The organism is Psychrobacillus sp. NPDC093200, from assembly GCF_050280345.1.
GTDB lineage: Bacteria > Bacillota > Bacilli > Bacillales_A > Planococcaceae > Psychrobacillus > Psychrobacillus faecigallinarum.
Map to the genome: position 1 here is coordinate 513,094 of NZ_JBNNVC010000001.1, position 25,831 is coordinate 538,924.

34 protein-coding genes are annotated in these 25,831 nt (G+C 35.8%); 30 read left to right on the forward strand and 4 right to left on the reverse strand.

From position 1 onward, the window contains the following. Nucleotides 1–3 precede the first annotated feature (3 nt). The 13 genes from ACQKNZ_RS02575 (at nt 4) to ACQKNZ_RS02635 (ending at nt 8,060) form a co-directional block, all read left to right on the forward strand. Entirely contained in the window at nt 4–663 is a 660-nt protein-coding gene (locus ACQKNZ_RS02575) for a LysM peptidoglycan-binding domain-containing protein (RefSeq protein ID WP_427657961.1), read from the forward strand. Next, a complete protein-coding gene (locus tag ACQKNZ_RS02580; RefSeq protein ID WP_427657963.1) occupies nt 660–1,622 on the forward strand; it encodes an XkdQ/YqbQ family protein in 963 nt (320 codons plus the stop codon). Before ACQKNZ_RS02575 ends, ACQKNZ_RS02580 begins: the two co-directional genes overlap by 4 nt. Further along, nucleotides 1,615–1,974, forward strand: a complete 360-nt coding sequence (locus tag ACQKNZ_RS02585; protein WP_427657965.1) for a DUF2577 domain-containing protein — start codon at nt 1,615–1,617, stop codon at nt 1,972–1,974. Before ACQKNZ_RS02580 ends, ACQKNZ_RS02585 begins: the two co-directional genes overlap by 8 nt. Beyond that, entirely contained in the window at nt 1,974–2,378 is a 405-nt protein-coding gene (locus ACQKNZ_RS02590) for a DUF2634 domain-containing protein (protein WP_427657967.1), read from the forward strand. Before ACQKNZ_RS02585 ends, ACQKNZ_RS02590 begins: the two co-directional genes overlap by 1 nt. Continuing rightward, nucleotides 2,378–3,463: a baseplate J/gp47 family protein gene (locus ACQKNZ_RS02595; protein ID WP_427657969.1), complete on the forward strand. Its 1,086-nt coding sequence runs from the start codon at nt 2,378–2,380 to the stop codon at nt 3,461–3,463. Before ACQKNZ_RS02590 ends, ACQKNZ_RS02595 begins: the two co-directional genes overlap by 1 nt. Continuing rightward, nucleotides 3,456–4,004 carry a putative phage tail protein gene (locus ACQKNZ_RS02600; protein ID WP_427657971.1) on the forward strand — a complete coding sequence of 183 codons (549 nt, stop codon included), beginning with the start codon at nt 3,456–3,458 and terminating at the stop codon, nt 4,002–4,004. The genes ACQKNZ_RS02595 and ACQKNZ_RS02600 overlap by 8 nt, the downstream gene beginning before the upstream one ends. Beyond that, on the forward strand, nt 4,004–4,810 hold the full coding sequence (locus ACQKNZ_RS02605; protein WP_427657973.1) for a hypothetical protein: 807 nt from the start codon (nt 4,004–4,006) through the stop codon (nt 4,808–4,810). Before ACQKNZ_RS02600 ends, ACQKNZ_RS02605 begins: the two co-directional genes overlap by 1 nt. Then, complete coding sequence (locus ACQKNZ_RS02610) at nt 4,803–5,177, forward strand: hypothetical protein (protein ID WP_427657975.1); 375 nt, start codon at nt 4,803–4,805, stop codon at nt 5,175–5,177. The genes ACQKNZ_RS02605 and ACQKNZ_RS02610 overlap by 8 nt, the downstream gene beginning before the upstream one ends. A gap of 1 nt (nt 5,178) precedes the next feature. After that, on the forward strand, nt 5,179–5,322 hold the full coding sequence (locus ACQKNZ_RS02615) for a CD1375 family protein (RefSeq protein WP_427657977.1): 144 nt from the start codon (nt 5,179–5,181) through the stop codon (nt 5,320–5,322). Nucleotides 5,323–5,427: 105 nt separating this feature from the next. Further along, entirely contained in the window at nt 5,428–6,459 is a 1,032-nt protein-coding gene (locus tag ACQKNZ_RS02620; protein ID WP_427657979.1) for an RES domain-containing protein, read from the forward strand. Nucleotides 6,460–6,604: 145 nt separating this feature from the next. Then, complete coding sequence (locus ACQKNZ_RS02625; protein ID WP_427657981.1) at nt 6,605–7,003, forward strand: hypothetical protein; 399 nt, start codon at nt 6,605–6,607, stop codon at nt 7,001–7,003. Between the two features lie 14 nt (nt 7,004–7,017). Continuing rightward, entirely contained in the window at nt 7,018–7,302 is a 285-nt protein-coding gene (locus ACQKNZ_RS02630; protein ID WP_427657983.1) for a phage holin, read from the forward strand. Next, the gene (locus tag ACQKNZ_RS02635; protein ID WP_427657985.1) at nt 7,296–8,060 is read left to right on the forward strand and encodes a peptidoglycan recognition protein family protein; all 765 of its coding nucleotides are present in this window, start codon (nt 7,296–7,298) and stop codon (nt 8,058–8,060) included. Before ACQKNZ_RS02630 ends, ACQKNZ_RS02635 begins: the two co-directional genes overlap by 7 nt. Nucleotides 8,061–8,286: 226 nt before the next feature. On the opposite strand, the gene ACQKNZ_RS02640 is transcribed toward ACQKNZ_RS02635, so the two are convergent. Then, nucleotides 8,287–9,651 (reverse strand): PepSY-associated TM helix domain-containing protein, encoded by a 1,365-nt coding sequence (locus ACQKNZ_RS02640; RefSeq protein WP_427657987.1) that lies wholly within the window; start codon nt 9,649–9,651, stop codon nt 8,287–8,289. A 194-nt stretch (nt 9,652–9,845) separates the two neighbouring features. Between ACQKNZ_RS02640 and ACQKNZ_RS02645 the strand changes: the two genes are divergently transcribed. Then, nucleotides 9,846–10,673 (forward strand): sensor histidine kinase, encoded by an 828-nt coding sequence (locus tag ACQKNZ_RS02645; protein WP_427657989.1) that lies wholly within the window; start codon nt 9,846–9,848, stop codon nt 10,671–10,673. Then, complete coding sequence (locus tag ACQKNZ_RS02650; protein ID WP_427657991.1) at nt 10,674–11,312, forward strand: response regulator; 639 nt, start codon at nt 10,674–10,676, stop codon at nt 11,310–11,312. A gap of 368 nt (nt 11,313–11,680) precedes the next feature. Here ACQKNZ_RS02650 and ACQKNZ_RS02655 read toward each other — a convergent pair whose 3' ends face one another. Together ACQKNZ_RS02655 and ACQKNZ_RS02660 are read right to left on the reverse strand one after the other, a co-directional pair. Then, complete coding sequence (locus ACQKNZ_RS02655; protein ID WP_427657993.1) at nt 11,681–12,451, reverse strand: YibE/F family protein; 771 nt, start codon at nt 12,449–12,451, stop codon at nt 11,681–11,683. Beyond that, on the reverse strand, nt 12,448–13,584 hold the full coding sequence (locus tag ACQKNZ_RS02660) for a YibE/F family protein (RefSeq protein ID WP_427658895.1): 1,137 nt from the start codon (nt 13,582–13,584) through the stop codon (nt 12,448–12,450). Before ACQKNZ_RS02660 ends, ACQKNZ_RS02655 begins: the two co-directional genes overlap by 4 nt. Nucleotides 13,585–13,962: 378 nt before the next feature. On the opposite strand from ACQKNZ_RS02660, the gene ACQKNZ_RS02665 reads away from it, so the two are divergent. Beyond that, a complete protein-coding gene (locus tag ACQKNZ_RS02665; protein WP_427657995.1) occupies nt 13,963–14,307 on the forward strand; it encodes a cupin domain-containing protein in 345 nt (114 codons plus the stop codon). A gap of 289 nt (nt 14,308–14,596) precedes the next feature. On the opposite strand, the gene ACQKNZ_RS02670 is transcribed toward ACQKNZ_RS02665, so the two are convergent. Next, on the reverse strand, nt 14,597–14,767 hold the full coding sequence (locus ACQKNZ_RS02670) for a hypothetical protein (protein ID WP_427657997.1): 171 nt from the start codon (nt 14,765–14,767) through the stop codon (nt 14,597–14,599). Nucleotides 14,768–15,214: 447 nt separating this feature from the next. Here ACQKNZ_RS02670 and ACQKNZ_RS02675 point away from each other — a divergent pair, with 447 nt between their 5' ends. From ACQKNZ_RS02675 to ACQKNZ_RS02740, 14 genes are all read left to right on the forward strand, one after another. Continuing rightward, nucleotides 15,215–15,628, forward strand: a complete 414-nt coding sequence (locus ACQKNZ_RS02675) for a BlaI/MecI/CopY family transcriptional regulator (RefSeq protein ID WP_151111429.1) — start codon at nt 15,215–15,217, stop codon at nt 15,626–15,628. Nucleotides 15,629–15,631: 3 nt separating this feature from the next. Beyond that, complete coding sequence (locus tag ACQKNZ_RS02680; RefSeq protein WP_427657999.1) at nt 15,632–16,480, forward strand: M56 family metallopeptidase; 849 nt, start codon at nt 15,632–15,634, stop codon at nt 16,478–16,480. 40 nt (nt 16,481–16,520) lie between these two features. Further along, a complete protein-coding gene (locus tag ACQKNZ_RS02685; RefSeq protein ID WP_340844103.1) occupies nt 16,521–17,171 on the forward strand; it encodes a DsbA family protein in 651 nt (216 codons plus the stop codon). Beyond that, nucleotides 17,161–17,565 (forward strand): disulfide oxidoreductase, encoded by a 405-nt coding sequence (locus tag ACQKNZ_RS02690; protein ID WP_340862580.1) that lies wholly within the window; start codon nt 17,161–17,163, stop codon nt 17,563–17,565. The genes ACQKNZ_RS02685 and ACQKNZ_RS02690 overlap by 11 nt, the downstream gene beginning before the upstream one ends. A gap of 33 nt (nt 17,566–17,598) precedes the next feature. Then, the gene (gene resA / locus ACQKNZ_RS02695) at nt 17,599–18,129 is read left to right on the forward strand and encodes a thiol-disulfide oxidoreductase ResA (RefSeq protein WP_427658002.1); all 531 of its coding nucleotides are present in this window, start codon (nt 17,599–17,601) and stop codon (nt 18,127–18,129) included. 215 nt (nt 18,130–18,344) lie between these two features. After that, on the forward strand, nt 18,345–18,674 hold the full coding sequence (locus ACQKNZ_RS02700) for a metal-sensitive transcriptional regulator (RefSeq protein ID WP_186318219.1): 330 nt from the start codon (nt 18,345–18,347) through the stop codon (nt 18,672–18,674). Nucleotides 18,675–18,685: 11 nt separating this feature from the next. Then, entirely contained in the window at nt 18,686–18,895 is a 210-nt protein-coding gene (copZ, locus tag ACQKNZ_RS02705; RefSeq protein ID WP_340862582.1) for a copper chaperone CopZ, read from the forward strand. Nucleotides 18,896–18,974: 79 nt separating this feature from the next. Beyond that, complete coding sequence (locus ACQKNZ_RS02710) at nt 18,975–21,392, forward strand: heavy metal translocating P-type ATPase (protein WP_427658005.1); 2,418 nt, start codon at nt 18,975–18,977, stop codon at nt 21,390–21,392. A 117-nt stretch (nt 21,393–21,509) separates the two neighbouring features. Beyond that, complete coding sequence (locus ACQKNZ_RS02715; RefSeq protein WP_427658007.1) at nt 21,510–22,058, forward strand: DUF1541 domain-containing protein; 549 nt, start codon at nt 21,510–21,512, stop codon at nt 22,056–22,058. A gap of 99 nt (nt 22,059–22,157) precedes the next feature. Further along, the gene (locus tag ACQKNZ_RS02720) at nt 22,158–22,484 is read left to right on the forward strand and encodes a four-helix bundle copper-binding protein (protein WP_427658009.1); all 327 of its coding nucleotides are present in this window, start codon (nt 22,158–22,160) and stop codon (nt 22,482–22,484) included. 193 nt (nt 22,485–22,677) lie between these two features. Further along, on the forward strand, nt 22,678–23,361 hold the full coding sequence (locus ACQKNZ_RS02725) for a hypothetical protein (RefSeq protein WP_427658011.1): 684 nt from the start codon (nt 22,678–22,680) through the stop codon (nt 23,359–23,361). Between the two features lie 11 nt (nt 23,362–23,372). Beyond that, entirely contained in the window at nt 23,373–23,864 is a 492-nt protein-coding gene (ybaK, locus tag ACQKNZ_RS02730) for a Cys-tRNA(Pro) deacylase (protein ID WP_144539846.1), read from the forward strand. 103 nt (nt 23,865–23,967) lie between these two features. After that, entirely contained in the window at nt 23,968–24,615 is a 648-nt protein-coding gene (locus ACQKNZ_RS02735; protein ID WP_144539844.1) for a YitT family protein, read from the forward strand. A gap of 51 nt (nt 24,616–24,666) precedes the next feature. Then, nucleotides 24,667–25,752, forward strand: coding sequence for a hypothetical protein (locus ACQKNZ_RS02740; RefSeq protein ID WP_427658013.1), 1,086 nt, complete (start codon nt 24,667–24,669; stop codon nt 25,750–25,752). The last annotated feature ends 79 nt before the right edge of the window (nt 25,753–25,831 follow it).

The window sequence follows — 25,831 nt, forward strand, 5'->3', positions numbered from 1 at the left end:
CAGGTGGCATATAGTTTCTTTATAGATGGAATACAACTCCCTGTTGCTCCTTCTTCGTTAGAAATGAAAATTAATAATCAAAACAAGACCATTACCTTGATCAATGAAGGGGAGGTCAATTTATTAAAGCATGCAGGGCTGACAGATATTAGTTTGGAAGTTCTATTGCCTAATGTAAAATATCCTTTCGCTGTCTATCCAGATGGATTTCAACCAGCAACCTTCTATCTTGAAAAGTTGGAAAAACTGAAGATATCCAAGAAACCGTTTCAATTCATCGTCACTCGATTAAAGCCGATTGGCGATTTACTATTTGATACGAATATCAAGGTATCTTTAGAAGACTACTCCATTGAAGAAGATGCAGAGAACGGTTTTGATATTACTGTTCCTATTACTCTCAAACAATATAGAGAATATGGAACAAAGGTGATTCAAGTTAAAAAAGCTAAATCAGCGAAGGCTAAGCCAGTGGCTACTGCAGTTAAAAAAAGAGCTACAACCAAGACACCACCTAAATCACACAAAGTGGTAAAGGGAGACACCCTTTGGGCAATATGTAAAAAGTACTTGGGTGATGGTTCCAAATATCCTGAGATAGCCAAGAAGAACAACATTAAAAATCCAAACCTAATATTCCCTGGGCAGGTGATTAAGTTTTGAGTATACAGTTAATCATCCAAAACGGGGATAGGTTGATGGAGCCAGCGGTAGAAGACGGTATCGTTTGGGAGACTTCTCGAAAAGGGTCTCCCGGTAAACTAACCTTTAGTGTTGTGAAGGACCAAGCGCTTCAATTTGAAGAAGGAAATGCTGTTCGTTTCAAAAAAGATGGGCAAAATGTCTTTTTTGGTTTTGTATTCATAAAGAAACGTTCTAAAAAAGAAGGTTTAATCAATGTTACTGCCTATGATCAGCTGCGCTATCTAAAAAACAAAGATACGTACGTATACACGAATAAAACGGCAAGTGAATTCATTAAAATGGTTGCAAATGATTTCCGAATGAACATTGGAACAATAGAAGATACAGGTTTTAAAATTGCTAGTCGGGTAGAGGATAACAAAACTTTGTTTGATATGTTTCAAAATGCCCTTGATTTAACTATGAACAGCACTAAAAAAATGTATATTCTTTATGATAACAACGGCAAACTTACCCTTAGAAATTTAGAAAAGATGAAACTCGATTTATTATTGGATGAAGAGACAGGAGAAAACTTTGACTATACATCTTCTATCGATTCAAACACTTACAATAAAATCAAGCTATCCTATGAAAATGAGAAAAAGGGTAAACGTGAAATTTATATAGCACAGGATAGTAAGAATATGAATAAATGGGGAGTTTTACAACACTTCGAAACCATTCAGGAAGGAACGAATGGAAAGGCAAAAGCTGATGCTTTACTTGCTTTATATAACCGCAAAACAAGAAGCCTAAAAATGGACAAAGCTTTCGGAAACAGTTACGTTCGCGGTGGGAACATGTTAGTTGTTCGACTAGACTTGGATGACATAAAGGTCATGAATTACATGATTGTGGAGAACGTCAAACATACGTTTAATGAAAATGAACATTTCATGGACTTACAATTGATTGGTGGCGAGTTCAATGCGTAGTATGGAAGACATTCTAAAAATGTTTAAGCGAGCTGCTAAAGAAGCGATTGAAGCTGCAGATCCGACTGCCATAGAATTTGGTACGGTTACAAGTGTTTCTCCATTGAAAATCTTAGTGGAACAGAAAAAAGAACTCACAAGTGCCCAATTAGTTTTGACCAGAAATGTACGTGATTATGAAGTTGAAATGACCATTGAACATGTCACAGAAGAGGCTGAATCACATACCCATGAATATAAAGGGAAAAAGAAATTTACCGTACACAATGCACTTAAATTGGGCGACGACGTTATGCTCGTCAAAATGCAAGGAGGGCAAAAATACATTGTCCTCGATAAGGAAGTGAGCTAATGATACCTCAGTCGAATAATGACCTACTCAGCGATTTTGAAGAAGCCATAGAACAACCCACTAAAAATTATAAATTACATGTAGACAAGAATCGTATTGCAGGATTTATCGATGAGATAGAGGCCTTAAAGCAAGCGATTTTTTTAATGCTCTCTATTGAAAGATACGATCACATTATTTACTCATGGAATTTTGGTGTAGAATTCAAAGACTTGTTTGGACAGCCTGTGGCATTCGTTCTTCCGGAAATCAAAAGACGAATCCCGGAATGTCTCCTTCAAGATGACCGGATTCTAGAGGTAGACAACTTTGTTTTTGAAACACAGAAAGGTAAGGTCCATGTAACCTATACGGTCTATAGCATCTACGGTGATTTCGAAAGCGAGAAGGAGGTGGTTTACTAATGCCAATAGATTTAGATATTACCTACGAGGATTTACTCGAACAAAAATTAGCTGGTGTCAATCCTGCTCTCGATAAGAGGGAAGGTACATCAATCATTTACAATGCAACGGCAGCCAACACTATTGAAATTATTCAAATGTTGGATACGTTAAAGAATCAGATAGACCTGGTATTTGCAGACACTGCTCCGAGGGAGTATTTAATAAGGCGTGGAGCTGAGCGCGGTAAGAAACCGTTAGAGGCTACTAGAGCCAAACTAAGAGGTATGTTCAATAAGAGTGTGAATATAGGGGAGCGCTTTTCTCTCGAAGACCTCAATTATGTGGTTACCCAGAAGATTGCTGATTTTGAATACGTGTTAGAGGCTGAAACAGTAGGAGAGATTGGTAACTTACACCTTGGAACGCTAATACCTATCAACTATATAGATGGCCTTACAACTGCAGAGTTAGTAGAAGTTTTGGTTCCAGGGGAAGATGAAGAAGATACGGAAGTTTTTCGTGAGCAATACTTCGATAGTTTTGATTCTACAGCCTTTGGGGGCAACCAGAAGGATTACAAAGACAAGGTGAGGCCTTTGCCGGGTGTCGGTGGTGTCAAAGTTTACAGAGCGTGGAATGGAGGGGGTACGGTCAAATTAGTCATTATTGATTCGCAATTTACAGTACCCACTCAAAGCTTAGTGGATGAAGTGCAAGAAAAGGTGGACCCGTTATCTGCTCAAGGGGAGGGGGTTGGATTAGCTCCCATGGATCATATAGTAACTGTTTTTCCGGTTGAAGGAATGGCTATAGATGTCGTACTAAATATTACTTATCAAACGGATTGGACGTGGCAGGATATCGAGGCAAGCGTTCATACGGTAATTGATAATTATTTCACGGAATTGGCGAAAGATTGGGCAGGAGCGAATAGCTATGAAGAGGATCATGCAGGACTAGTAGTTCGTATATCGCAGATTGAAACAAGGATACTAGGAGTTCCAGGAGTTGTGGATATCGCTAACACCCAACTTAATGGAGGTACTTCTAACATCGTTCTTTCTCCAGAGGCCATACCGAAACGAGGTGTAGTAAGTGGCTAAAGAAGTAGATATTCTAAGTTATTTGCCACCAGTTTTTCATGAGATGAAAGAATTGGTTGAAGTGGCTGCAATCGAAAATCCCATTCTCAGCAGTTTATGGGAAGAAATAGAAAAAAGTTTAAACGATCAATTCGTATCTACTGCAAGTGAAAGAGGTATAGCTCGTTATGAAAAGATGTTAAAGCTCAATGTACCTGCTATTGATTCACTGGAGACTAGGCGATTCCGCGTGCTTACTCGCTATCAAGAACAAGCTCCCTACAGCTATAAAGTATTAAAACAAATACTAGACAGTTTACTTGGGGTAGGGCAATACAAGTTAGAACGTGACGTAGCTGCTAAAACACTGAAGGTGAAAATCGAGTTAACGGTAAAAGGGATGTTTGATTCGGTAGTTGTCATGTTAGAGCGTATCACTCCACAAAACATGGTTCTAACTGTCGAATTACGCTACAACCAATATGCTCTACTTTCAAAATTTACTCACGCTCAATTATCGCAATTCACACACGAACAATTAAGAAATGAGGTGTTGACTTAATGCCAACCAATACGCCTAACTTTAATTTAGTTAAAGCAACGCAAGAAGAATTCTATAACGTGGATGTACCAAATAATAATATGGATATCATAGATAGGTTACTAAAAGAACTACAGGATGCTATTTCTGCTGGTGCTACAGAAAAAGAACTAACCGCCCTTAGAGAAGTCCTTGCGATGCACTTTGCTGATAATATAAAACATATAACCAATACTGAAAGAAATAACTGGAATGGAAAATATGTTAAACCAGTTCTTGGAATACCAAAAATAGATTTAGAAGCAAACGTTCAAACATCGTTAGACAGGGCAGATACTTCTATTCAAGAATCTATGCGAAATAAAGCAAATGGCTTTATTGGCCTTGGTCCAGATGGGTTACCCCCAGCTATTTTAGGGAGTAAATTTTTTTATGAAGCTTTTAGTTTGATAGGAATAACAATAGGACCCAACAGTTATTGGGAAAGAAGAATACCGCTATTAGGTAAGAATCAAGATTTTAAATTTATTTACAACAGATACTCCGGTTCTGATTTAATTTTTTTAACAGGAACTAAGGCGGGGGTAGCTAATAATTATTTAGAAGAAAATCGATCTACCGCTAACGGTTATACCCACAGGATTACAACTAATAATGCTTCTAACGTAAGTTTTGATTTTTATAATGGCGGTACTCTAAGAATGCAGAGTGTTTATTTAGATAAGGTTGCAAATGAATTTGTAATTAGAATAGTTAACCCTCATGCAACCGCTACATCTACAATACAAACTTATGGAGATTATAAGTTGGAGGTTTATTATGAATAGGTTCGTATATAATAAATCAACTTTGCAAATTGTTGGGAAATTGTATCCTCATATACCGTTAGACGTCGAACTAGAGTTAAACGTATTCCCTAATTATGGTGTAAATAAAACTGACTATGATGTAATTGAAACAGACATAGAAATGCCTATTTTAATAATACAGAATGGTGAAATACTAGGAATAGAAAGACCAGTACCAGAACCTGAACCACAACCGCCATCTGAAATAGAACTTTTGAAACAAGAAAATGCGGTTCTTCAATTAGCTATAGCAGAAACAATTGAAAAACAAGAAGTCGATAAAATTAATAATCAAATTGCACTAGCGGAAGTAATAGAAACATTAACTATAAAAGGAGTGTTGTAGAATGGTCACATTATACGCTGATTTGGTAGAGTTAGGTTTACGAGTATTAGAGAATCCTGGTGAGGGTGAAATTGCAGTGCCTGCTTTCTTACGAGAAGGTGTTAGAACGGAATTAGTGAAACGTGGAGTTATTAACCCAGTATAAGCTAGTGTTATTTATTGGTAGATATTAAATGTACCAGTATGCATTCCTCATTTTTCTTGTTAAACTAAATAAAGGTAATAAATTTTGACTTTTAGGGGACTTAGCATGGAAAAATGTTGTTTTAATTGTATTAATGATAATCTTTTAGGAATTTTTATTCACAAAAATGGAGTTTTTGGCAATTGTGATTTTTGTCGGTGCGAAGACGTAAAATGTATAAACATAAACCATGAAATTTTTGAAAAAATATTTTCCTTTATTAAAGAGATGTATATAGAACATCCTATAAGAAGGAGTAGACAACTTTATTATATTGTACAGAGTGATTGGGAATTGCTTGAGGATAGTCGTTATTCCGAAGATTTATTTAGAAGGCTTTGTGAAATAAATGGTTTAGATTCTGAATCGTATTATATAGTTAATCCTGATTATAGGTCTTTGATAAATATCTGGGATGACTATAAAGACACTATTAAACATAAGCATCGATTTATAAATGTTTTGCCAAAGGAAATAGAGGATTTATTTTCTACTTATATAAAAGAAAGGTATAAATTACTTCATAGGGATAATGTGATGTATAGGGCTAGGCTTGGCGGCAAGGATCAGTTTGGTACTCTTCCATTTAATGCAGCTGATATGGGGATACCACCTATTAATAAAGCTAGAGCTGGAAGAGCAAATCCTGATGGAATATCATATTTATATTTGGCTAGCAGTGAGGAAACAGCGATTGCAGAGGTAAGACCATGGAGTGGTTCAGTTGTATCTGTTGCTACTGTTTATTTAAAGGAAAGCCAAAATACAATTAACTTCTCTGTTTTTCATAATAAATCAATATTAGATTATTTAGATAAAAAAGATTATGAGGGTACTATAAATAGAATTCAATTTTTTAATCAATTAGGCATAGAATTATCCAGACCAGTTTCTCCTTTGGATTCTTATTTAGAATATATACCTACCCAATTTTTAACGGAATTTATTAAATATCAGGGTTTTGATGGAATGATTTTTGATAGTTCTTTAGGTGAAGGTCAAAACGTTGTTCTATTTAATGAAGGCGATGTAGATATAACACAAACAGAGCTATTTAGAGTAGAAAGTATAAGTTATAATTTTCGTGATTTAAACTGATTTTTTTAAAAGATTTGATTGATTTCTTATTAGGACCATATTGCGTCGTAAGATACGGCTTAATATTCAAAGAGAACGTCCATATGGGCGTTCTTTTTATTTTATAAAAAGGGGTGAGATGATGCCGGAAGGAGGCAACAACTCGATGTTCGAAACAGTTAAACAACAAGGGGAGGATATAGAAAAATTAAAGGAAGCTCACGGTGATCTAGCTAAAGGACAGATTGCGCTAATGGAGTGGAAAAAAGATATGGATAAATGGAGACATGAATCAGATACCAATTATCATGATCTTAAAACAACCATTCTTACAGAAAACAAGGAAACTAGATCCTTCTTCCAGTCTATTATGGACAAGCAGTGGGATTTGATTAAGTCAACCACAGGTATGCAGCATGAACTAAAAAAGGCAGATACAGATATTAAAAAAGTAGATTCAGAAATAAAAAGAGACAATTGGGCAAAAGCATGGGATTTCATGAAAACATTATTTGCTGCTGGAGGCATTGTCTACTTAATATTCGAAGCGTTTATTTTACAATAAGAGGAGGAATTCACATGAAATTAAACTTAAAGGTGCGTTTTAAGAATCCTGTATTTATTTTTCAACTAGTATTAACTGCATTTGCTCCAATACTTGCTTACACAGGTCTTAGCTGGGAAGGGTTGACTACTTGGCAGTCTGTGTGTGATTTAATTGTACAAGCATATAGTAATCCCTTTCTATGCGGTTTAGTTGCTATTGCTTTATACAACCAATTGACAGACCCAACGACACGAGGTCATTTAGATACTTCACAGGTGATGAAGTATGACAAACCTAAGGATGACGGCAAATGGTAAAAATACAAGACATTCGCCAACAAGTTGCTCCATCTAAGACTAGAAGAAACCTCAATCAAATAAAAAAAGTAGCACGTCATCATTCAGCAACAACGAGTGGTGACTATTTTGCTTTTTGGAATAATCGGTGGAAGGGGTTAGGATGGACTAAAGGTGGTTATCATGAAATCATATTACGTGATGGTACCGTTCAACTTTGCTATGATCCATACTATCCTACAAATGGTATTGGTAATCACAATACTGAAACTTATCATATCTGTGTGGTTGGAAACGGCAACTTTACCGAAGCACAAGAAAAAGCTTTTGAAGAACGATGCTTATTAGCTCTACAAAACTTTGGATTAAGTGTGGAAGATGTACTTGGTCATAACGAGTTTAGTGGTACTGCAACATCGTGCCCTGGGATTAATATGAACAATGTGAGAAAACGACTTAAAGAGACGAAAACACCTGACAAGGCAGTTGGTGGTGTCTCCAACACAGATAAAATCATGTGGGGTAAGACAGAGCTTAAAAAAGGTCAAATAGGCAAGATTACAATCCTAAAGCCTATTAATCTGTGGACGGAAAAAGACGGAAAGCTAGTGGAGGTACGTGTTCTAAATCCTGAAGAGGAATACAGAGCCTACAGTTATCGTGAAGAATATGATGGTCAATATAATGTTGGTGACAATCATTGGGTGACGAAGATGGACGGACATATTAAGTATGAAACTCCATCTAAAGCAATGATAGAAAAATTAAATGATAAATAACAGTATGCCCTGCTCACTTTATTGTGGGTAGGGCGATTTTTGTAAGAGCATGTTCAATACATAATAGTCTGACTAGATTGGTATAGATTTTTTATTAATTGTACCTCTCATAAAAAATTTCCGGTACTCTATTAAATACCGGAAATTAATAATTATATTGTTTTCGAGAGAAAATCTCTATTATAAAATCTATAAAATAAGAATGATGTATAATTTAAATAATAAATTAATTTACAAGGTTTATATTTTTTCTCTTATTTAAGAAGTGAATAATTCCTTCAATCATTATTACCAAGATTAAAGAAATCCCGAATAATGGCATAATCACTCCCAAAACTATCATAAAGATTATAAAGCTAATCGAAACACCACTTGAAGCTTTTGGTGGAGCAGAGAGTTTATCCTTTTTTTTACGAGAAAGCCACGTTTTAATTCCCCAAAATATTACAAACAAAAAGGAAATACAGACAAACAAGTTGATTAGTTTATTTGGCCATCCAAATAAATGACCTTCATGAAGAGGAATTCCCCATGTAAACCATTTTGCTAAAATACCATAATCCTGATAATTCACTTGTGAAATCAAGTTTCCACTATATTGATCGAAATAGGTTGTCATTTCATCATAAGGGCTAACGTCTAAACCGGTCACACCACTATTACTACTTTTTGATACAGTATATACACCTTCTTCTGTCGCTGGATATATAATTGAATAAGGTTTTGAAATATTATATTCCTCGATTTTCCTCAACAATTTATCTACACTTAACGTATTGCTGCTGTTTGACATAACTGGCATATCAGACATATGACCATGGTGTGAATGAGACTCGTTTGATGTTGGTGTCTCATTTTTACGAGTTGCCCAGGGGATTTCACTCATATCCGAAGTTGGCGGTTGTTCTTTTAATGTGGGAATCCCAATTGAAGGATTCTCTTGAGCTACAGAGTATATAAAATTACCCATAAATGCTGACCAAGGTAAGCCGGTAAAAATAATAACAATCATAGGAATTGTAATAATAGTTCCTAATAATGCGTGCAATTTTTTATTTTTTTGTCGCTTTGTAGGATTCTGTACTTTCTTTAATGCTCTGCCCTTAAATGTCATGTATAGACCAGTAAATAGTAAGAATATTGCCCAGCATGCAGCTAATTCTACTAAATAGTTTACAATAGTTCCACCTACAAAAAGCGAACTATGGATTTCTCTCATAATATTTGAAAACGTATGTTTAGCACTTTGGCTACCCACTATTTCATAGTTATCATCTAAAAATACATATGTTTGCTCTCCATCTTCATTTGTCATAGTTAAGCGTGTATTATATGGATCATCTAATACAATTATTTTAGATACAGAATATCCTTGGTATTTTTCTGTGACCTTCTCAATACCTTCATCAATCGATAACTGTTCTGTTTTTTCGCTTTCTCCAAAGAATAAATCATCGTAAACTTTGTTTTCAACATCCGTATAAAATAAATATCCAATGCCACTAAGTGTTAATGTGAGAAGTAGTGGAACGATAAACAATGCTGCATAAAAATGCCACTGCCATAAACGATTATAATTGCCTTTTTTCACTTCTAAACCCCCATAATTTTGTACCCATTTTTAGATACTCAGTTTCGTTTGTTATACAATATAACAATTTAGATTATAGGCAGAATGAAAATATTACATAATAACTCGAAAGAGTGATTTTAAAGTAAAAATGAAAAAAAGTATTAGTTGGTGGTAAAATATAGACACAATTAAAGTAGAAGATAGGTGGAAAATTGAAGTATAAACAAATTAAATGGCTCATTTTAATTCTTCCCACTGTTACAATCACATTATGGGAATATATTCGACATGCATTCCTTCTTCCTTATATCTCAATGGAATTAGGGAATATTCTTTCACCAGTATTAGTATTTGTTGTTACCCTCATTTTTTTACGACATTTATTTTCAATTTTAGAAAGATATCAAGAAGAGTTAAGGTGGGAAAAATCAGAAAAATCAATACTAATTGAGAGAGAAAAGTTAGCAAGAGAACTCCATGATGGAATTGCACAATCTTTATTTCTTTTATCCGTTAAAATGAACAAGTTTGAAAGAAAGAAATCTCTCGAACAAGAAGTGGATTTTCAAAAGATTAAGCAAACGTTACAGCATGTCCATGAAGATACCCGTCAAGCTATCAAAAATTTACAATACTTACCTAATGAAGACGTTTTTAGTTGGACAGATACAATTTATCAGTATGTATCAGAATTAAAGAAGAATCATTTGTTGGATGTAAAGTTTGAATGGGGAATTGACGAAGAAACGCTTTCAACGAAGGAAAAAATAGAGCTATTTGCGTGTATAAAAGAAGCAGTAGTGAATGTTATTAAGCATGCAAAAACAAATCAGATTTGGATTCTTTCAAAAGAAACAGAAGATGGATGGATTTGTAAAGTCAAAGATCAAGGAATAGGTTTCACAAATGATAATGTTCATTTTAACGAGGGCTATGGAATACGAATCATTAAGGATAGAGCCAGAGATATGGAATGGGAGTTTTCTATGAAGAGAATTGATAATGAAACTGTCATTGAATTAAAAAAGGAGAACAAGTAGATGCAACCTTTTCGAATACTAATTGTTGATGATCACTCTGATGCAAGAGAAGGAATCCGAGAAATCTTAGAAGAATATGAAGACTTTCTTATTATAGGAGAAGGGACAAATGGGGAAGAGGCCATTAAACTTACTGAAGAATTAATGCCAGACATTATTCTCATGGATATTCAAATGCCAGTAATGGATGGGTTAGAAGCTACTAAAAGAATAAAACTTAAGTTCCCTTACGTAAAGATAGTGATGACTACGGTTTCGGATGATATTACTGATTTATTTGATGCTTTAAAAAAAGGTGCTCAAGGTTATTTGTTAAAAAATATTCAATCACAAGCATGGTATGAATATTTAAAAGCCTTTGCTTTAGATGAAGTACCCTTGTCAAAGGAAATAGCTTTTCAAATTTTAAAGTACTTTCCTCAAAATACAACGACTAAACAACAAACGCCTTTGTCTGTGAGAGAATTAGAAGTGTTACAATTAGTTGCCAAAGGGTTATCAAATAAAGAAATCTCAGAAACTCTTTTTATTTCGGAGCATACTGTTAAAAGCCACCTAAAAAATATACTAAGTAAACTTCATTTAGATAATCGCGTGCAATTAACAAGTTATGCTTTTCAGCAGGGCTTGATAACTTGAGAATGACTTAAAATATAAAAGGTTTGTTTAGTAGATTTAAAATCAGTAGAACTGTTTAACTCGCAACAACATGTTACTTTAAACAATGAAACCACCCACCAGTGATGGAGGGTGGTTTTTTATTCGATTACTGTAACATTAACTAAAAGAATACCTGATTCGTCTCTGCCATCATAATTGCCATAAACAGTTACGTTCACTTCACCAGAGATAGTCAGTTTTGTTCCTCCTGCAACTTTATCTCCATTAGCTTTGATAAAATCAAAAATAATTGCACCTTTTTTAATTGAGCAACTAACTTCTCTTTAGAAGGTCATACAAATTTCCCAGTTAATAAAACTTTTCGACTAGGGAGACCCTGGTGGACTTTAATTTGTACTATCTTTCTCTTTTCTTACTAAAAAATATGATGTGATCCAAGCGGTAATCGGAATGACTAATGTGACGCCAATTGCTGCACAACAAATCGTTATTATTTCGCTACTAAAAACTTTTGAATTTACGATTCCCCCAACTGAGTAGGATAAATCTTTAAACCATATAAGCAAGGCCAAATAACTCCCGAAGAAGGCAAAAAAAAGCGTGTTGGTACTAGTTCCTAAAATATCGCGTCCGATACTTATTCCAAAGCGAAATAGCTCTTTGCGCTCAATATTTGGGTGATGATAGTGCATTTCACGCATTGGCGACGCAATAGCAATGGCTGCGTCTGTGATTGCGCCAATTGTACTCATAATGATGACCGATACCGCTATCTTTATGAAATCAAGTCCAATGTAAAATGAAAACATCCCCAACTCTTCTGTTTCTTCTTCTCCAAAACCTTGTATCATTGCATTATTTGTTATAACAGTAATGAAGATGACTAAAATGACAGTTGTAATAATCGTAGCTATAAATGCCGTTTTCGTTGTGCGGTTCACTTTATTAATATAAAAAAGGTTAATACAACTAATGAGCACACAAGCAATTAATGTTAAAAAGATGGGATTTATAGTTGGAACATTCATAAAAAATAGCGTAACAATAATGACTCCAAAATTAAAAAATAATGCAACAAAAGAACGAATACCTTTTTTTCCTCCAATGACTGTCATCAATAGGAATAACAGTCCAGCAAGTAAAACTATTACATTCATAACTTGGCCTTCCTTCTATTGACAAAGAATATAGCGGTATAAAGCCCGATTGGAATCGTTATAACAATACCGATACCGCCTGTTAACGCACGAACTAACTCAAGCGAAAGATTCATAGAAAGAGTGTAGCCGAGAGTAGACGAATTTTTAAAATAAAGTAACAGTGTAGGTATCGAACCACTAACATAAGCAAAAAATAAAATATTCGTCATAGTGCCCATAATATCCTTGCCGATTTCCATTCCGGATTTTGTAAGAGCTTTCACAGAAATAGTAGGGTCTTTTTCATACAATCCAAAAATCGAAGAAGACATTGTAATCGAGATGTCCATTACAGCACCTAAAGAACCAATAAAAATGCCAGCTAAAAATACAGTTTTATATGGACGCGTTACAAATTGTAATTCTTCATAACGTAGGCCGTTTTCACCTGTAACTACTAAAACAATATACGTAATGAGAAGGGACGAGAAAGTACCAATCAGTGTGGCTATGACCGCAGCGAATGTCTTTTCGTTAATTCCATTTACAAGTAATAAAGAAACGATTGTGAATAATATAATGCTAACTCCACAAATCCATAATAGACTTTGGTTAGCATAATCGATATAAATGTCTAGTGCGAACCAAAGTAGCATCGCATTAAACGCTAAACTAATAACGGATAACAACCCTTGTTTTTTCCCAATGAGCAAAAGTACAAAAATAAAGATCCATGCAATGATTACTAAATATTTATCACGTTTCACACCAGTAATCGTGCCGGTGTATTCTTGGCCTTCTTCACCTTGCTCATTAATAGATACGAAAATTTCACTGCCAGCTTCAAATTTCTGGTCAGATGCTTGAGATTCTGAAAACTCATTCGTTAAATGAACTAGTAACCCTTTCTCGTGACCATTCTTTACTTCGGCGATTAGTTGCTGTGTATATAATACGTCTTTATTTTGATGAATATCTTCTATTTCTACTGAGTTGTCTATAGTCGTTTCAACGACTTTTGCTATCGAATTTTTATAGAGAGAATAATTATGATGCACAAATACAATAGAGCTGATAACACAACATATGAGAATAATCGCGAATATTCGCTGTTTCCGTGTTGTCTTTTGATATAATGTGTGAAGAAACAGCTTGTACACCTCCTGTAAATAAAGCTTAATTATATAATTCAAAAGTAAATTTAGCTAATTTCAATTTTAATTTTTACATTAGCTATGACTTTTGTCTAATTATTAGTGGTACTAGATGGAGTTTGATATATGAATGGTTGTAAACATTTGTACCGAGGAGAATATGTCCCATTTTTTTAATTAAAGGGTGCTTTAACAAAACATCGCCTTCAATTAGGTGTTTTGGTGTAGAAATTAAACTACCAGGTGGATACTTCAAGAAGGAGTAGAGCATTTTTTACTAACGATGCAGGGTAATTGAATAAGATATAGATATTGTTTCACCAAAAGTATAGTAATAAAATAAAGAAAAAGTTATAAGAGAGGGTAGTGTTATGAATGAAAATTAGTAAAACAACTGCAGAACATTATGTATGGGGTGATAATTGTGACGGTTGGCATCTTATCAAAAATAACGATTTAAGTATTATCCATGAACGAATGCTTCCTAATACATATGAAGTAAGACATTATCATAATCTTTCCCGTCAATTTTTCTTTGTGTTATCAGGTACAGCTACGCTGGAAGTTGATGGTGAAATAATAGAATTAAATCCGCAAGAAGGATATGAAGTCCCCCCTTCTACTCCACATCAAATGTTTAATAAAACTAATCTTGATTTAGAATTTATAGTTACTTCTCAGCCAAATAGCAAGGGAGATAGAGTTCTAACACAAAACTAATCTTCAACTATCGTGGAAGAATGTTGTTTTCTTCCAAATTCTGTGGTGAAGCAGGGATTTATGGATGAAATGTACCCTATAAGATGACCTTTTTAAAGTGTCTAAATTATAGGGGACATTTTTGAGTTAATCTTTTTTGGTTTGAAAATTAAAAACGCTTGCTAATATTTGAAGCTATTATTGCTACACAATAGCGTCACACCTTGAAAAGTTCCAACCGTATCTTCTTTTGTGGATTATAAGGAAATACCTTATTAGAGAGTCCCTTTTCTAAGAATAATTCATTTCTTTACTGTTGTTGATTCTGTCCCTGCATCCCAGTTCCCATTCCCGTCATATTAGAGACAAGTGGCATCATATTTTTCATTTTTCCGCCATTTCCACTAAACATTTGATAAGCAGCTATACCTACTCCAACTGAAGCAACAACCGGTAAAATTTTATTCATGTTTGGCTTCATCTACATCACCTTCTTTTTAAAATTTTGTTCATTGCTTTAATATTATGGTTTAAAAAACCTTAAAAATTCAGGTACTTGTTACCACAACAATTTGTAAAAAAGATGGTTTAAAGGAAAATTAAGATATATTAAACATCTAATTAATATAACAAATCAAAAATTTTTTCTCCAAGATTTCCAGCTCATTTTTTGTGTAGTATATAACTAAAAAAGACCACGCTTTATGAGTGGTCCGGTATATTATTCATTTAACGCCTGTCTGTTTTCTTATTTATTCCCCCAAAAGCTCCCCCAACCTCCCCCATTTTAATGAGATTATCTGGGGGAATTGCAAAAGTTAAATTTGGTTAATTGTGTATAAACGTTGTTAAATCAACACTTCCCTAAAATAAATACTTTCTTTTGTTAAGCAGATACACTACAATGAGTAATGTGAGGTGAGCTTACGTGAAAATTGGAAAGTTTAAAATGAATGAAAGTGGACTGAATCGCTTTTTCGGACCACTTGAATCTAAAATAATGGATATTCTTTGGACTGGTACGGAGATGACCATTAAGGATGTACAAAAGGTATTAGACTGTGAAAAAGCAACAAATTTTAACACGGTTATGACCGTCATGAACAGATTAGTGGATAAAGGAATACTACAAAAAAGAGCAGAGGGTAGATCTTCTATGTATATGCCAGTTCTTTCGAGAGAAGAGTTTATCAATACTCAATCTAAGGAAATGACGAACGAGCTTATGGACGAGTTTGGCAATGTGGTTGTTAGTCATATGCTAGATGCCATAGAAGATGTTGATGATGATCTAGTTGCTAAGCTTGAACAAAAAATAAAAGAGTGGAAAAAGGAAATGTAGCTTATGAACAAACGTCAATCGACCCATATGTTTATAGCGTCTTTACTTATTTCTGGAATCATTTTTTTCCAGATGGCCATTTATGTTATTTCTATGCTTGCGGGATGGGATGTGAAGTTTAACCTTGTAGAAGTATGTCATAGCACATTAAAAATGATTGGTTTATCCTCACTAGAATATGCACTTGACGGTTTAGTCATCTTTACATTGGTTTATCTGTTCTGGAAGGTATGTATACAATTTGTTCAAGCGAAAAGGATGAAATTAAAGTTTCAACAATATAAAGAGAAGAACCTAACAAAGAATTTAAATGAATCGTTTAGCAACGAAAAGGAAGAGTTTATCGTAATCTCTTATCCAACTCCTCTAGCCATTACAATGGGATTCTTTACACCTAAGATTGTTATATCAACTGGTCTTGTAAATATACTTACCGAGGAAGAGCTAAATGCAGTTTTAGCACATGAGATGTACCATAAGAATAACCGTGATCCTTTAAAAATGTTCATGTTATCGTTATTTTCTACTACTATAAGGTATATTCCGATATTAAAGTGGTTCCATCAAAAATATAGAATTGTCCAAGAAGTGTTGGCAGATGAATATGCTATAGAGAGACAAGCAACATCTGCAAGCTTAAGTAGTGCACTTTTAAAGATGTTAAAGGTAGGAAAGATAAATCGAATGCCTTTTACATATGCATCATTTGCAGATACCTCTGTCAATTACCGTATAGAATATTTATTAAACCCTTTAACAGAAGTAAAGTTGCAAATCCCATGGAGAGACACTGTTTTATCCATTGCTATTTTTACGTTAATATGTAGCTTTTTTATTTACGCATTAGCGTAAATTTTTTACCCAATTACACTACGTTATGTAGTTTTAGGAGATGTTGAATTTGTCTAAGAAGATTTTTTGGTTTATAGGTGTTATTGCAATATGTATTGTTGGAATCATTGTATTAACAGATACGAAGGCAGAATCTGTTGTTTTTGAATATGATGGACAGCCTTATATAGGTGAAGCATCTGCTCCGGTGGAAATTGTAGAATTTGGTGATTATAAATGCTCACATTGTAAAGACTTTAATGACAGTCTCTTCCCACTAATTAATGAAGAATTCGTAGAAACGGGGAAGGCGAAGTTTTACTACATGAACTATTCTTTCATTGCTGCTGATTCTAATACAGCCGCACAGTTTGGAGAAACGGTATATAAGGAACTCGGAAATGAAAAATTTTGGTCCTTCCATCATTTGTTATTTGCAAATCAAACAAATGCAAGCGGTCAAGAAAACCTAATGTCAGATGAATTTTTAGTGGCGGTACTAGCTGAGATAGCGAGCGAAGAAGAAGTGGAAAAGGTTAAACAGGCATTTAGTGAAGAGGGAGGAAAGGAAGCGTGGAATCTAGATATGAGTACAGCAAAAAATCTTGGTATAGTTGCCACTCCATCCATTTATATTGGCGGTAAGGAGTTTACAGGGAAAACGATGACGGACTTTGCTAAAATGGTGGAAGAGGCTGCAAATGCTAAATAAATCTATTTTAGCTGCTTGGCTTGTAGCGCTTATCGCAACGATAGGTAGTTTATTTTTTAGTGAACGGATGGGATTTATTCCATGTACACTTTGCTGGTATCAGAGGATTTTAATGTACCCGCTGGTGTTTCTATTGGGTGTAGCTTTCTATAGAAACGACAAAAAGATTTATGTATATGCGCTACCATTATCTATAATTGGCATATGTGTTTCCAGCTACCATTATGCCCTGCAGAAAATTCCTTCCTTGCAGGAATTTAGCGCATGTACAAGCGGAGTGCCCTGTTCAGGACAATATATCAATTGGTTCGGTTTTGTAACTATTCCATTTCTAGCATTGTTAGCATTCGTTATGATTACCGTTTTCATGCTTGTTCTTTGGAAGAAAAAATAACAATTTATTATAAAAAGAGAGGAGGAAGTTTAGATGAACAAGAAAAAGAGATTTTATATTCGAGCTCTCATTTTGGCTTTAATGGTTGTTGCCATTGTATTTACGATTTACTCGAATGTAACAAAGGAGAAAAATGCAATCTTGAAGGAGGGGGACGCCGCACCTGATTTTGCATTAGTAGATATGAACGGTGAGAAGCATCAATTATCCGATTACAAAGGACAGGGAGTCTTTCTAAACTTTTGGGGGACATGGTGTAAGCCTTGTGAAAGAGAATTTCCTATCATAGATGAACAATATCAAAACTATAAAGATCAAGGGCTTGAAATCCTCGCGGTAAATGTAGGCGAGTCGGATTTAAAGGTTCAAAGATACATTGATAGAAAGGGATTAACATTCCCAGTTCTAATTGATAACAATAAAAGTGTTATCAACGCCTTCAATATTAACCCGTTGCCTACGACCCTACTCATCAACTCTGAAGGTAAAATAGAAAAGATCATAACTGGTGAAATGAGCGAGGAAAGCATCAAGAAATATATGGAGCAAATACTACCAATTTAATATCTAATTTAAGACGCTTCCTTAGTTAAACTAGGAACGTCTTTTTATATAGCGTTTTTCTATGTCTCTTCCAACTGATAATCATAAAATCGATTCATTAGGTGAAAACTATTAAAAGTTCGTAGTTAAAATAGCTTCAAAAATTTAAAAATCAAATAAGTTGCATACCCCTTTAGGGTATCATATACTGGTATTAGGAATAGGAGGTTGGTTACTTGGACAATGTAATAGAGGAAAATACAGAATTACCATCAGACTTGTCTTGTAGGAGAAGTCACCATCCTGAGCATGTAAAAAAAGATTTAACCAATAGACTGAATCGTATTGAAGGACAAATTCGTGGCATTAAAGGGATGGTTGAAAAGGATATTTACTGTGACGATATAATTACCCAACTATCTGCAACCCAGTCGGCTTTAAATAGTGTTGCTAAGGTTCTTTTGCAAGGACATTTAAAGGGGTGCGTGGCTAATAGGTTAGCTGAAGGCGATGAAGAAGTGTTAGATGAACTGCTCGTTACGATTCAAAAACTAATGAGAAAATAGGAGGAATTCAAATGTTAAATCAAGTTACTTTAGAAGTTAAAGGCATGTCATGTGGACATTGCGTTAAGTCGGTAGAAACAAGTGTAGGTAATCTAGATGGCGTTGAACAAGTAAAAGTATATCTTGAATCCGGAAAAGTAGATGTATCCTTTGAAGAAGACAAAGTTACTTTAGCCAAAATAAAAGATACAATCGATGAACAAGGCTACGATGTCCAATAATAGATGGAGTGCTCATACAGGCACTCTCTTTATTTAGGTAATATATACCCCCTATACGTATATGAGAAAGGTGAGGGTTATGGAAAATAATATAAAGCAGACTAGCTATAAAATAACTGGGATGACCTGTGCGGCATGTTCTGCGCGAATAGAAAAAGTTATTAACAAAATGGACGGTGTGGAAGAAGCTAATGTAAATTTAGCGCTCGAAAAATCAGTTATCAAATATGACCCTGAGAAAGTAACAGAAGAAGACTTTGAGAAGAAAATTGAGGCACTTGGTTACGGAGTGGTGAAAGAGAAGAAAGAGTTTGCTATTACCGGTATGACTTGTGCTGCTTGCTCTACCCGCATTGAAAAAGGTCTAAACAAATTAGAGGGAGTAAGTTCTGCCAATGTGAATCTGGCCCTCGAACGTGCAACCGTTGAGTTTAATCCCTCCGACATAACTATAAACGATATTATTCAAAAGGTAGAAAAGCTTGGTTATGGTGCAATAATTAAATCGGAGGATAAAGAGACGGTCGATTATCGAGAGGAAGCAATCCAAAAGCAAAAGGTGAAATTTATTGTTTCAGCTATTTTATCTTTGCCACTTCTCTGGACGATGGTTGGACATTTTTCTTTTACTTCTTTTATTTACATGCCAGAATTTTTGATGAATCCGTGGGTGCAAATGGTATTGGCAACACCTGTCCAATTCATCATCGGAAGACAGTTTTATGTTAGTGCATACAAAGCGTTGAGAAATGGCAGTGCCAACATGGATGTACTCGTTGTGTTAGGAACCTCAGCAGCTTATTTTTATAGCGTTTATCAAGCAATCATTACTGCCGGTGAACATCATACAGCTAACCTTTACTTTGAAACAAGCGCGGTCCTTATCACACTGATTTTGTTGGGTAAGCTGTTCGAAGCAAAGGCAAAGGGGCGCTCATCGGAGGCTATAAAAAAACTAATAGGGCTACAGGTGAAAACGGCATTGGTTATTAGAGATGGTGCTGAATTGGTAATTCCCATTGAGGAAGTATTAGTAGGAGATACTATTCTAGTGAAGCCCGGAGAAAAAATTCCTGTTGATGGAGAAGTGATTGCTGGAAATAGTGCAGTCGATGAATCTATGTTAACTGGAGAGAGTATACCAGTTGATAAAGTAACTGGAGATTCGTTGTACGGATCCACCATCAATAAAAATGGTTCCATTAAAATGAAAGCAACGAAAATTGGAAGAGACACTGCACTTGCTCAAATTATTAAGGTAGTAGAAGATGCCCAAGGCTCAAAAGCGCCTATTCAACGTTTGGCAGATAAGATTTCTGGGATATTCGTACCAATCGTTGTAGGAATAGCAATAGTTACATTCTTAGTCTGGTTCTTAGTCGTTGAACCTGGTGAAGTCACCCCAGCGCTTGAGGCGTTGATAGCTGTACTTGTCATTGCTTGTCCATGTGCTTTAGGTCTTGCAACACCAACATCTATCATGGCGGGCTCCGGTCGTGCTGCAGAGTTCGGAATCCTGTTTAAGGGTGGAGAACATTTAGAAACGACACACCATATTGATACGGTGGTGGTTGATAAAACTGGAACAGTCACTTACGGAAAGCCGAAGCTAACAGATGTGCTTATGGAAGAGGGAATGAAGGAATCCGACTTTCTCGCTTATATCGGGGCAGCTGAAAGGCAGTCGGAACACCCACTTGCAGAAGCAATTGTAGATGGGATCAAGGAGCGTGGGATAACACTACTAGAGGTAACTTCCTTTGAGGCCATACCAGGATACGGTGTAAAAGCAGTGGTAAATGAGCAAGAAGTGTTAGTTGGTACTAAAAAATTAATGAATCAAAATAATATTAATATAGCAGCTATTCTTAAACGAATGGAAGAGCTCGAGGGACAAGGGAAAACTGCTATGCTTGCAAGTATAAATGGAAAATTTGTTGGTATGATTGCAGTCGCTGATACGATTAAGGAATCCTCTTTACAGGCTATTAAACGATTGAAGGAAATGAATATTGATGTCATGATGATTACTGGTGATAACCAGTTAACAGCCACTGCCATTGGAAAACAGGCAGGAATTGACCAGGTAATTGCTGAGGTGCTTCCAGAAGGTAAGGCAGCGGAAATTAAAAAGCTACAATCCTCCGGCAATAAAGTAGCAATGGTCGGTGACGGTATCAATGATGCACCAGCTTTAGCAATTGCTGATATTGGAATGGCTATCGGCACAGGAACAGATGTTGCGATGGAGGCAGCTGATATTACATTAATTCGTGGGGACTTAAACAGCATTGCAGATGCGATTATAATGAGTCGCAAAACAATGAGAAATATAAAGCAAAATCTATTCTGGGCATTTGCCTATAATACATTAGGTATTCCAATTGCAGCAGTTGGTTTACTCGCACCATGGGTAGCCGGTGCAGCTATGGCATTCAGTTCAGTTTCGGTGGTTTTGAATGCTTTACGTTTACAACGTGTGAAATTGGATAAATAGAGTGGTAAGGAGAACGGCTGCTGAAGTAGCGGTCGTTTTCTTTAATTTAATTAAGGTTCAAGGCCAAAAAGGCTTTCAAATATTTATTGGAGATTAACATTAAAAGGAGAGTTATATATGAAAAAAATAGCTGTAACGGGATTATGCACTTTATTTTTATTGGCAGGCTGTGGTGATGAAGGTGAAGAAACTGCAAAGGACAATAATATGGAGCAGGAGCATGCTCATATGAATCATATAGATGACGGTGGAGAGATTCCCGAGGGCTTAGAAGAAGCACAGAACCCTAAGTTTGAAGTAGGAAGTAAGGCAGTGATAGAAGCTGATCACATGGGTGGTATGAAAGGTGCAGAGGCTACAATTGTAGGTGCTTTTGATACAACGGTTTATGCTGTTTCGTATACTTCTACGACAGATGGCAAAAAGGTAGAGAACCATAAATGGGTTATCCATGAAGAGTTAGAGGCAACTGATGGAAAAGGGATAGTTGGCTCTAACGTTAAGCTGAATGCTAAACACATGGAAGGTATGGAAGGAGCCGAAGCTATCATTGAATCTTCTGAGGATACAACTGTTTACATGATAGATTATGTTTCAACCACTGATGGAACAGAGGTTAAAAATCATAAATGGGTGACCGAGGACGAATTGTCCGAAGTTAAATAGCAGTGATTTTGATCAATATATAGTCTACGCTTTTCTTGTTTAAATCTCCCCTTTAAGGGAAAAATAATAGCGGATACTTAAACAAGAGGAGGAGAAATAATGAATACGAAGTATGAAGATTGTTTAAAGGCTTGCATAGAATGCTTAGAGGCTTGTAATAATTGCTTTGACGCCTGCCTAAAGGAAGAACATATTAAAATGATGGCGGGTTGTATCAGGTTAGACCGTGAGTGTGCAGATGTTTGTTCATATGCGGCTCAAGCTATAACAAGAAATAGCCCATTTGTTCAGGAAATTTGTAAGCTCTGTGCACAAATTTGTGATGCATGCGGAGAAGAGTGTGGGAAGCACGATCATGAGCACTGTCAAAAATGTGCAGAGGCTTGTCGTAAATGCGCCGATGCTTGTCGCCAAATGGTCGCATAAAAAATGCAAAAAATGGGGACTGTTAGACTATTTTCTGACAGTCTCCTTTTTAGAATTGAAATTAGGTAATTTTAACTAATTGGAGGAAAAATACATAAATATTGAATTGATTATTATGCCTCATATTAAATTATGCCTAAAGTTTATTTCATTATTTTGACAAATTAGGTAGACTGTAAAGAAGGAAATTTGTATGGAAGGGATGGTGAACATGATGAGTTTAGTGAAAGCTACAGGAAATGGGATGTCTAACTTAGTATCTAGTATGCGAGCAGTCCAAAGAAAGGACGTAGGACAGGCATATAGAAAACATCATGAGTATTTCCAACCGAAAACTCCCTCTTTAAATGAATTGGAAGAACTTTTGCTTGGGAATAAAGAAAAAGAGAAAGACACCCCAGAACTTTCTGCTGCAATTCGTGAATTTCAAGAAATGGAAAAACAAACTATATTGGATATTAAGGGACCTGGCACTCCAATACAAAGCATAGGAGGACCGACACCTGAAAAAACAATTGAGCTATTAGAAAAAGTTCGTAGTCAGGCTTTAGCAGAAATGCCTGCGACACCTCAGCATTTACTAGTGGCTGCAAATGCAACTTCGAAAATTAGACAAGAGGAAGCCCAACTAACGTTAAATGAAATGGCGAATAGACAAATTGAGTTAGAAACTCAGAGGCAAAAAGAAATGGAGGCTGAAGTTTTTAATCGTTCTATGCAGGTGGACTTTCAAACACCAAAAGTGTTGGAGGAAGACTTACAGAGCCTTCAAACTAAACGTTTAAAAGAACAGGCTATTGCTAAATATTCGTATCAAGTTCATTTAAGAAAGTATGGCTTTTCGGATCAGCAACCGAGCTTCTTCCAAATAGCATAGGAGTAATAAACATGACTAAAAAACAGAAGACCAATGCTGTTCGTATGTTAGAACAGCAGAAAATAGCTTTTGATTTAATCGAATACGAGCTGACTGGTGATCAAGTCGATGGGGTAACTGTAGCAAACAAAATAGGCTACCCCGTTTTTGTCGTGTATAAAACATTACTAGTTACCGCTGGTTCAAATAAATACTATGTCTGCATTATCCCTGTGGATCAAGAGCTAAATCTCAAAAGTGTGGCAAAGGAAGTTGGAGAGAAAAAGGTGGAGCTGTTGCATCTAAAGGACCTTTTGCCAACGACTGGTTATATCCGGGGAGGCTGCTCACCAATAGGGATGAAAAAGCTGTTTCCGACAATTGTAGATAGTAGCGCCGAAAACAACGACTATATTATCGTTAGCGGAGGAAGGATAGGGCTTCAAGTGAAGCTTTCGCTAACTGACCTACTCCGTATGACTAAAGGGAAAACGGCAGTAATTAGCAATTCCAAAAATGACTAGCAATCTTTTCTTAAGCGACTATAATAGATATAGTATTAAATGATTCCATTCCAACTTTTTAGTTGAGAATGGTTTTTTCGTTAAAGGAAAGTAGGATAGAAACATGAAGGAACTTGTTTGGCGTTGGATCTTTTTTATAGTGGGTATAACGATTATGTCCTTAGGGATTTCGATGACTATAAAAGGATATTTATTTGGTATTGGGCCTTGGGATGTTTTGCACGTTGGTCTTTTCAATCATTTAGGATTATCAATCGGCACATGGGCTATTTTAACGGGTATCATTATTGTGTTGATTACGATCATCAGTACAAAAAAAATTCCTGCATTAGGGACATGGCTTAATATTTTGTTTGTAGGATCATTTATCGATATGTTTAATTGGTTACTGCCCAATCCAACAGACTTGTTGGGACAGTCGATCATTTTTATATTAGGAGTTATGGTGATGAGCATAGGGATCGGGATTTACGTTTCACCGAATCTAGGAGCGGGACCACGTGATTCTTTAATGCTTCTCATAATAGAAAAAACAGGTTGGAGCTTAAAGAAAGTGCGGACAGGCATTGAAGTGATAGTCGCTATTGTCGGTTGGATACTAGGAGGCCCAGTAGGCATTGGTACTATACTTATCGCAATAGGGCTTGGACAATTAGTACACTATACATTACCTGCTTCGCAAAAATATTTGAATAAAATAAGTGGTTATACACTACCATTCGTGAAGAAGAGCGCTGAGAAACATATATGATTCTCAGTGCTTTTCATATTTTTGGTTGATGCAGCATACATTATCTATTGAATGAACGATAGAAAGGATGACTATTTGAACGGAACAATTACACACTTTATGGGGAAATCTTATACGGGACAAGGTGTTAAAAACTTCTATAAAGAACTCATTCAAGAAGCGAAAAAGGTATATTTTTTTAAAGGCCCAGCAAGCTCTAGACTCTCCGAAACCTTAAAAGAAATTGGATATGCAGCTATACGAAGAGGGAATGATATGGAATGGTTTTTAGATCCGCTCGACGAGGACGCTGTAGAGGCTGTTTATATTGTTGACACAAAAACACTTTATCTTCAAACGAATACGATTGATCCTTTCTTCTATGGGGCAGGGCATGAGTGGGTAACTTATTATGATGCCTATAAACTCGACAGGTTACGGGATGTGGGACTAGTTGTCCGCGACAAGCATCTAGAGGGAGAGGCTTGGCTTGCAAAGGGTTTGCAGACCCTATCGAGAGCTAAGCTAATACATGATGACTGGGAGCAATTAATTCAACCTGGAATGGACTGGAAGGGTATTGATTCATTATTAGATGATCTTCAAAAAAAATATATAGGGAATGTGAAACTACAAAAAAATCCGAAGCTAACTCACCGTTTAATGGGTTCTTTAACGCCGTTAGGGGCAAAGGATACGTTTAGTTCAATTTCCAAAAGTTTAAAGACGCGTTTGTATATAAAAGGGCTGCCTGGCAGCGGGAAATCCTCCTTTATGAAAAAATTTGGAGAAGAAGCAAAGTCTCATGGTCTAGACGTTCGCTACATTTGGTGTGGGTTAGATGCCAATAGTATTGATGGGGTAGTGATACCGGAGCTTCAATTGAGTATTGTGGATGCGACTAGTCCACATATTTATGACCCTGAAAGAGAAGGGGATGAAATTGTAGATTTCTTCCCATATATCGACCAAAACCAATGGGCTGAAGAGGAATTGACGAAAGTCAGAGAGGCATACTCAAGCGAGATGGAATTGGCTCAAGATTACATCAGTACTTATTTTGCAGAGGCAAAGCTTATTAAATCACTCTATGACTCTGCCATAGATGAGGATAAATGGAGAGAACTTCACGATAAAATGCTAGAAACAATTGAGTGAGTAGGTTTCCTACTCGCTTTTTTTTTATGGTTTTTGACTAGCGTTTGCCAGGTGAAGAAGGCATAGACATTTATTTATC

Coding starts and splice junctions, on each gene's coding strand:
- ACQKNZ_RS02585 (WP_427657965.1), top strand. CDS start 1,615: ATGCGTAGTATGGAAGACATTCTAAAAATGTTTAAGCGAGCTGCTAAA.
- ACQKNZ_RS02590 (WP_427657967.1), top strand. CDS start 1,974: ATGATACCTCAGTCGAATAATGACCTACTCAGCGATTTTGAAGAAGCC.
- ACQKNZ_RS02595 (WP_427657969.1), top strand. CDS start 2,378: ATGCCAATAGATTTAGATATTACCTACGAGGATTTACTCGAACAAAAA.
- ACQKNZ_RS02605 (WP_427657973.1), top strand. CDS start 4,004: ATGCCAACCAATACGCCTAACTTTAATTTAGTTAAAGCAACGCAAGAA.
- ACQKNZ_RS02610 (WP_427657975.1), top strand. CDS start 4,803: ATGAATAGGTTCGTATATAATAAATCAACTTTGCAAATTGTTGGGAAA.
- ACQKNZ_RS02615 (WP_427657977.1), top strand. CDS start 5,179: ATGGTCACATTATACGCTGATTTGGTAGAGTTAGGTTTACGAGTATTA.
- ACQKNZ_RS02620 (WP_427657979.1), top strand. CDS start 5,428: ATGGAAAAATGTTGTTTTAATTGTATTAATGATAATCTTTTAGGAATT.
- ACQKNZ_RS02625 (WP_427657981.1), top strand. CDS start 6,605: ATGTTCGAAACAGTTAAACAACAAGGGGAGGATATAGAAAAATTAAAG.
- ACQKNZ_RS02630 (WP_427657983.1), top strand. CDS start 7,018: ATGAAATTAAACTTAAAGGTGCGTTTTAAGAATCCTGTATTTATTTTT.
- ACQKNZ_RS02635 (WP_427657985.1), top strand. CDS start 7,296: ATGGTAAAAATACAAGACATTCGCCAACAAGTTGCTCCATCTAAGACT.
- ACQKNZ_RS02650 (WP_427657991.1), top strand. CDS start 10,674: ATGCAACCTTTTCGAATACTAATTGTTGATGATCACTCTGATGCAAGA.
- ACQKNZ_RS02655 (WP_427657993.1), bottom strand. CDS start 12,451: ATGAATGTAATAGTTTTACTTGCTGGACTGTTATTCCTATTGATGACA.
- ACQKNZ_RS02665 (WP_427657995.1), top strand. CDS start 13,963: ATGAAAATTAGTAAAACAACTGCAGAACATTATGTATGGGGTGATAAT.
- ACQKNZ_RS02670 (WP_427657997.1), bottom strand. CDS start 14,767: ATGAAGCCAAACATGAATAAAATTTTACCGGTTGTTGCTTCAGTTGGA.
- ACQKNZ_RS02680 (WP_427657999.1), top strand. CDS start 15,632: ATGAACAAACGTCAATCGACCCATATGTTTATAGCGTCTTTACTTATT.
- ACQKNZ_RS02685 (WP_340844103.1), top strand. CDS start 16,521: ATGTTGAATTTGTCTAAGAAGATTTTTTGGTTTATAGGTGTTATTGCA.
- ACQKNZ_RS02690 (WP_340862580.1), top strand. CDS start 17,161: ATGCTAAATAAATCTATTTTAGCTGCTTGGCTTGTAGCGCTTATCGCA.
- resA (WP_427658002.1), top strand. CDS start 17,599: ATGAACAAGAAAAAGAGATTTTATATTCGAGCTCTCATTTTGGCTTTA.
- copZ (WP_340862582.1), top strand. CDS start 18,686: ATGTTAAATCAAGTTACTTTAGAAGTTAAAGGCATGTCATGTGGACAT.
- ACQKNZ_RS02710 (WP_427658005.1), top strand. CDS start 18,975: ATGGAAAATAATATAAAGCAGACTAGCTATAAAATAACTGGGATGACC.
- ACQKNZ_RS02715 (WP_427658007.1), top strand. CDS start 21,510: ATGAAAAAAATAGCTGTAACGGGATTATGCACTTTATTTTTATTGGCA.
- ACQKNZ_RS02720 (WP_427658009.1), top strand. CDS start 22,158: ATGAATACGAAGTATGAAGATTGTTTAAAGGCTTGCATAGAATGCTTA.
- ACQKNZ_RS02725 (WP_427658011.1), top strand. CDS start 22,678: ATGGAAGGGATGGTGAACATGATGAGTTTAGTGAAAGCTACAGGAAAT.
- ybaK (WP_144539846.1), top strand. CDS start 23,373: ATGACTAAAAAACAGAAGACCAATGCTGTTCGTATGTTAGAACAGCAG.
- ACQKNZ_RS02735 (WP_144539844.1), top strand. CDS start 23,968: ATGAAGGAACTTGTTTGGCGTTGGATCTTTTTTATAGTGGGTATAACG.
- ACQKNZ_RS02740 (WP_427658013.1), top strand. CDS start 24,667: ATGAACGATAGAAAGGATGACTATTTGAACGGAACAATTACACACTTT.